Origin of the sequence: Helicobacter canis, from assembly GCF_008693005.1 — a bacterium.
Taxonomy (GTDB): domain Bacteria; phylum Campylobacterota; class Campylobacteria; order Campylobacterales; family Helicobacteraceae; genus Helicobacter_B; species Helicobacter_B canis.
The window spans coordinates 1-5,918 of sequence record NZ_VXKE01000017.1 but is presented as its reverse complement, the minus strand read 5'-3'; the positions used below and the strand labels follow the sequence as shown (position 1 = coordinate 5,918).

Below are 5,918 nucleotides of genomic sequence, written 5' to 3'. Positions count from 1 at the left end.
CCATATAAAGCCATCTACCCAACACATACCAACAAACAGAAGATAATAAAAACAACTAGAATCTAAAAAACAAAGAGCAACAAACAACAAGTAAGAATAAAGAAATTATCGCAGTAGCAAAAAAAGAATAAAAAGAATCTCCCTTATCCCTGCATCGACCTACATTCCCACACCTGAAAGATGCAGTATCATCGGCGAAGAGAAGCTTAACTGCCAGGTTCGGAATGGAGCTGGGTGTTTCCTTCTCTCTATAAACACAAGGAAAAGGGAAATAAAGACAATGTATCTAAGGATTATCCACACTAGAATCCACTTTTGCTTTATTGTTAGATTCTAGCTATGCGACTCTCCAGCCTGCTTGGCTAGTCTAGATTCTAGTAGAATCTAGACTAGCCAAGCATTGTCCTTATTTCCATTTTCCATAAGGGTCAAGTCAATAGCCTAATAAATACTCCATACACTCAATAAGGCAGTGTCTCTTAGAAACATATAAACATAAGCCAAACGGTCTATTAGTAGTAGTCAGCTAAACATATTACTATGCTTACACATCTACCCTATCAAGCAGCTAGTCTTGCTGCGACCTTCAGGGAAAGTTAATCTTGGAGTTGGCTTCCCGCTTAGATGCTTTCAGCGGTTATCACATCCACGCGTAGCTACGCAGCGATGCTCTTGGCAGAACAACTGCTACACCAGTGGCGTGTCCATCCCGGTCCTCTCGTACTAGGGACAGCTCTCCTCAACTTTCCTACGCCCACGGCAGATAGGGACCGAACTGTCTCACGACGTTCTGAACCCAGCTCGCGTACCGCTTTAAATGGCGAACAGCCATACCCTTGGGACCTGCTCCAGCCCCAGGATGCGATGAGCCGACATCGAGGTGCCAAACCTCCCCGTCGATGTGAGCTCTTGGGGGAGATCAGCCTGTTATCCCCGGGGTACCTTTTATCCTTTGAGCGATGACCCTTCCACACAGAATCACCGGATCACTATGACCGACTTTCGTCTCTGCTCGACTTGTTTGTCTTACAGTCAGGCTGGCTTATGCCATTACACTCTACTTGCGATTTCCAACCGCAATGAGCCAACCTTTGCAAGCCTCCGTTACTTTTTAGGAGGCGACCGCCCCAGTCAAACTACCCACCAGGCATTGTCCTGCTAGAGGATAACTCTAGCCAGTTAGCAGACAGAAACATTAAGGGTGGTATCTCAAGGATGGCTCCATCTCCACCAGAGTGAAGACTTCAAAGCCTCCCACCTATCCTGCGCATAATGCTCCCATCGGCAGTGCCAAGCTGTAGTAAAGGTCCACGGGGTCTTTCCGTCTTGCCGCGGGTAGGAGGAATTTTCACCTCCACTACAATTTCACTGAATCCCTGGTTGAGACAGCTCCCATCTCGTTACGCCATTCATGCAGGTCGGTATTTAACCGACAAGGAATTTCGCTACCTTAGGACCGTTATAGTTACGGCCGCCGTTTACTCGGGCTTCAATTCAACGCTTCGCATTGCTGCTAACGAATCCTCTTAACCTTCGAGCACCGGGCAGGCGTCACACCTTATACTTCCTCTTACGAGTTTGCAAAGTGCTGTGTTTTTGGTAAACAGTCGGGAGGGACTCTTTGCTGAGACCTAATTGCTTAGGCACACCTTATCGCGAACTTACGGTGCTAGTTTGCAGAGTTCCTTAACCAGAGTTCTTTCACGCGCCTTAGAATACTCATCTCATCTACCTGTGTCGGTTTGCGGTACGGGCAATATAAGCTAAACTTAGAAACTTTTCTTGGCACGACGGTATCAGTGATTCTCTCTTCCATCCGAAGACTTCAAAGAGCCTGTCAAGTTTCGAATACAGGGGCGGATTTGCCTATCCCCCAATCTACGCTCTTCGACCAACACTTCCATCCGTTGGCTCACCTAACCCTATGCGTCCTTCCATCGCACACTTATATTGGTATAGGAATATTAACCTATTTTCCATCGACTACCCATTTCTGACTTGTCTTAGGACCCGACTAACCCTACGATGACGAGCATCGCGTAGGAAACCTTAGACTTTCGGCGAAGTGGATTCTCACCACTTTTATCGCTACTCATTCCTGCATGCTCACTTCGCATCGCTCCAGCACTCCTTACCGGTATACCTTCAACGCTGATACGAACGCTCTTCTACCACTGCACAAAGTGCAATCTACAACTTCGGTGTCTATCTTAGCCCCGTTATATTTTCTGCGCAGAATCACTAGACCAGTGAGCTGTTACGCTTTCTTTAAAGGATGGCTGCTTCTAAGCCAACCTCCTGGTTGTCTGAGTAACTCCACATCATTTTCCACTTAGAATAGAACTTTGGGACCTTAGTTGGTAGTCTGGGTTGTTCCCCTTTAGACGATTGATTTTATCACCCACCGCCTGACTCCCAAGATACGGCAATAGGTATTCGAAGTTTGACAGGGGTTGGTACCGCGGTGAGCAGCCCTAGCCCAATCAGAGCTCTACCCCCTATTGCTATTACTTGAGGCTATACCTAAATATATTTCGAAGAGAACCAGCTATCACCAAGTTTGTTTGGCCTTTCACCCCTATCCACAGCTCATCCCAACCCGTTTCAATGGGTACGAGTTCAGTCCTCCATAAGTTGTTACACTTACTTCAACTTGGCCATGGATAGATCACTTGGCTTCGGGTCTGCAGCATCTGACTAAATCGCCCTTTCAGACTCGCTTTCGCTACGGCTACGCGTTTGCTTAACCTTGCCAGATACCACAACTCGCAGGATCATTATGCAAAAGGCAGTCCATCACCCTGATAAATCATAGGGCTCTGAATGATTGTAGGCAAATGGTTTCAGGTTCTATTTCACTCCGCTCACTGCGGTTCTTTTCACCTTTCCCTCACGGTACTTGTTCGCTATCGGTAAGAGAGTAGTATTTAGGGTTGGAGAGTGGTCTCCCCGTCTTCAGTCCGGATTTCACGTGTCCTGACCTACTCTGGATCCTGCTACCTAACAACAACCTTTCGCATACGGGACTATCACCCTCTATGATGTATTTTTCCAAATACTTCTGCTAGATTGTTGTAGTGGATATTGCAGTCCAAAACCCCAGTAGCAAGCTACTGGTTTGCCCTGTTCCCCGTTCGCTCGCCGCTACTAGGAGAATCTCTGTTGATTTCTTTTCCTCTAGCTACTGAGATGTTTCACTTCGCTAGGTTCGCTCCATATAGGTAATGCGCATTGCTACGCATTGGGTTGCCCCATTCGGAAATCTACGGATCAAAGCTTCTTGACAGCTCCCCGTAGCTTATCGCAGTCTAGTACGTCCTTCATCGCCTCTCTCTTCCAAGGCATCCACCATTTGCCCTTAAAAGCTTATGTAATAGAAACTAAGCCTTTGCTCTTAGTTTCAGCTTTTGGTAGTGCATATGTATTCTAAAGACACTGCCTTATTGAATGTATGTTGTCATCATTCTCTAAGACGAATGTATCGTAGTATTTACTATCTAGGCTATTGACAATGAATTGTTAAATAACATTTAGACAAAAGTCTAATAAGAATCCTAAAATACTAGAACTCTCATTAAACCTTCACTAAAAATACAAAGCTAGTCTATCTTTGATGGTGGAGAATAGCGGGATCGAACCGCTGACCTCCTGCGTGCAAAGCAGGCGCTCTCCCAGCTGAGCTAATTCCCCACAATGGTGGGCTTAAGAGGACTTGAACCTCTGACCTCACCCTTATCAGGGGTGCGCTCTAACCACCTGAGCTATAAGCCCATAAACCTTAGTGGCATAATCTCTGACAACTAAGCAAGAATCTTTAACTACTACTACAAAAGCTTGGATAGGATAGAAGCAAATCTACCTATCATTTCTCTAGAAAGGAGGTGATCCAACCGCAGGTTCACCTACGGTTACCTTGTTACGACTTCACCCCAGTCGCTGCATCCGCCGTGGGCGGTAACCAATTTAGTATCCCGACTTAAGGCGAATACAACTCCCATGGTGTGACGGGCGGTGAGTACAAGACCCGGGAACGTATTCACCGTGACATTGCTGATTCACGATTACTAGCGATTCCAGCTTCATGTAGTCGAGTTGCAGACTACAATCCGAACTGAGAGACATTTTAGAGATTGGCTCCACCTCGCGGTATTGCTTCTCATTGTATGCCCCATTGTAGCACGTGTGTAGCCCTAGGCGTAAGGGCCATGATGACTTGACGTCGTCCTCACCTTCCTCCTCCTTACGAAGGCAGTCTCCTTAGAGTGCTCAGCCGAACTGCTAGCAACTAAGGACGAGGGTTGCGCTCGTTGCGGGACTTAACCCAACATCTCACGACACGAGCTGACGACAGCCGTGCAGCACCTGTTTTCAAGGTCTAGCAAGCTAGACACTCCGCTATCTCTAGCAGATTCTATCAATGTCAAGCCTAGGTAAGGTTCTTCGCGTATCTTCGAATTAAACCACATGCTCCACCGCTTGTGCGGGTCCCCGTCTATTCCTTTGAGTTTTAATCTTGCGACCGTACTCCCCAGGCGGAATGCTTAATGCGTTAGCTGCATTACTGCCCTGACAAGCAGGGCAACAACTAGCATTCATCGTTTAGGGCGTGGACTACCAGGGTATCTAATCCTGTTTGCTCCCCACGCTTTCGCGCATCAGCGTCAGTAATGTTCCAGCAGGTCGCCTTCGCAATGAGTATTCCTCTTGATCTCTACGGATTTTACCCCTACACCAAGAATTCCACCTACCTCTCCCATACTCTAGAAAAGTAGTTTCAAATGCAGTTCTGTAGTTAAGCTACAGGATTTCACATCTGACTTACCTTCCCGCCTACGCGCTCTTTACGCCCAGTGATTCCGAGTAACGCTTGCACCCTCCGTATTACCGCGGCTGCTGGCACGGAGTTAGCCGGTGCTTATTCGTAAGATACCGTCATAATCTTCTCTTACAAAAGGAGTTTACAATCCTAAAACCTTCATCCTCCACGCGGCGTTGCTGCTTCAGGGTTTCCCCCATTGAGCAATATTCCCTACTGCTGCCTCCCGTAGGAGTCTGGACCGTGTCTCAGTTCCAGTGTGTCCGATCACCCTCTCAGGCCGGATACCCGTCATAGCCTTGGTGAGCCATTACCTCACCAACAAGCTGATAGGACATAGGCTGATCCTTTAGCGAAAAACTTTCCCCCATAGGGAGTATCCAGTATTAATCACCGTTTCCAGTGGCTATCCCAGACTAAAGGGCACATAACCTATGCATTACTCACCCGTGCGCCACTAATCCACTTCTAGCAAGCTAAAAGCTTCATCGTTCGACTTGCATGTATTAGGCACGCCGCCAGCGTTCACTCTGAGCCAGGATCAAACTCTCCATAAAAATATGGAAGTTTGTATCAACAATAAATGATGACCGCAAACTCTCCATAAAAAATATCCGCGTTGCATTGGATTGCTCAAATGCTAGCAGATATGGAAAAATTTGTCCCAATCTCTTTATAAATCACAAAGACCTACTCTAGCTTCCAGCCACACAAAAATCTTTAATGCAGCTAGAAACAAGATATAGTCGAGTTGTATAACATATAACAATGTTTAAAGAGATTTAAGTCTAAAAAAGCAAAATGCTCTTGTAGATTCCTTAAATCTTCTTGCTTAGATGTCAAAGATCACTGCCAATTCTTATCTAAGGTGAGATAAAAACTAAGCAAAAGAACACCCAAATCCAAAAACAAAAAACCAAAACAATATCACGATCCAAACCATACTTAGTATGATAAAGGCTGAGATAAGAAAGCTAAATGCTATGAAATTTTGGGAAGCAGAATGTTACAGATTCGTTACTTAAATGTTGCTGAAAGGATGGGGGGCAGAAAAAATAATATGAGACATATTAAGAAAATCTAAACTAAGTGCGTGTGAAGT

General features: G+C 46.0%; 2 tRNA genes and 3 rRNA genes. All 5 read right to left on the bottom strand.

From position 1 onward, the window contains the following. Positions 1 to 146: 146 nt before the first annotated feature. A 5S ribosomal RNA gene (rrf, locus tag F4V45_RS05860) occupies positions 147 to 262 on the bottom strand. 229 nt (positions 263 to 491) lie between these two features. After that, positions 492 to 3,372, bottom strand: a 23S ribosomal RNA gene (locus F4V45_RS05855). A gap of 242 nt (positions 3,373 to 3,614) precedes the next feature. Continuing rightward, a tRNA-Ala gene (locus tag F4V45_RS05850) sits at positions 3,615 to 3,690 on the bottom strand. 4 nt (positions 3,691 to 3,694) lie between these two features. After that, positions 3,695 to 3,771: transfer RNA gene (locus F4V45_RS05845), tRNA-Ile, on the bottom strand. Positions 3,772 to 3,874: 103 nt separating this feature from the next. Next, positions 3,875 to 5,373: ribosomal RNA gene (locus F4V45_RS05840) — 16S ribosomal RNA — on the bottom strand. The 16S, 23S and 5S rRNA genes sit together here with 2 tRNA genes alongside, the layout of an rRNA operon. Between the last annotated feature and the right edge of the window lie 545 nt (positions 5,374 to 5,918).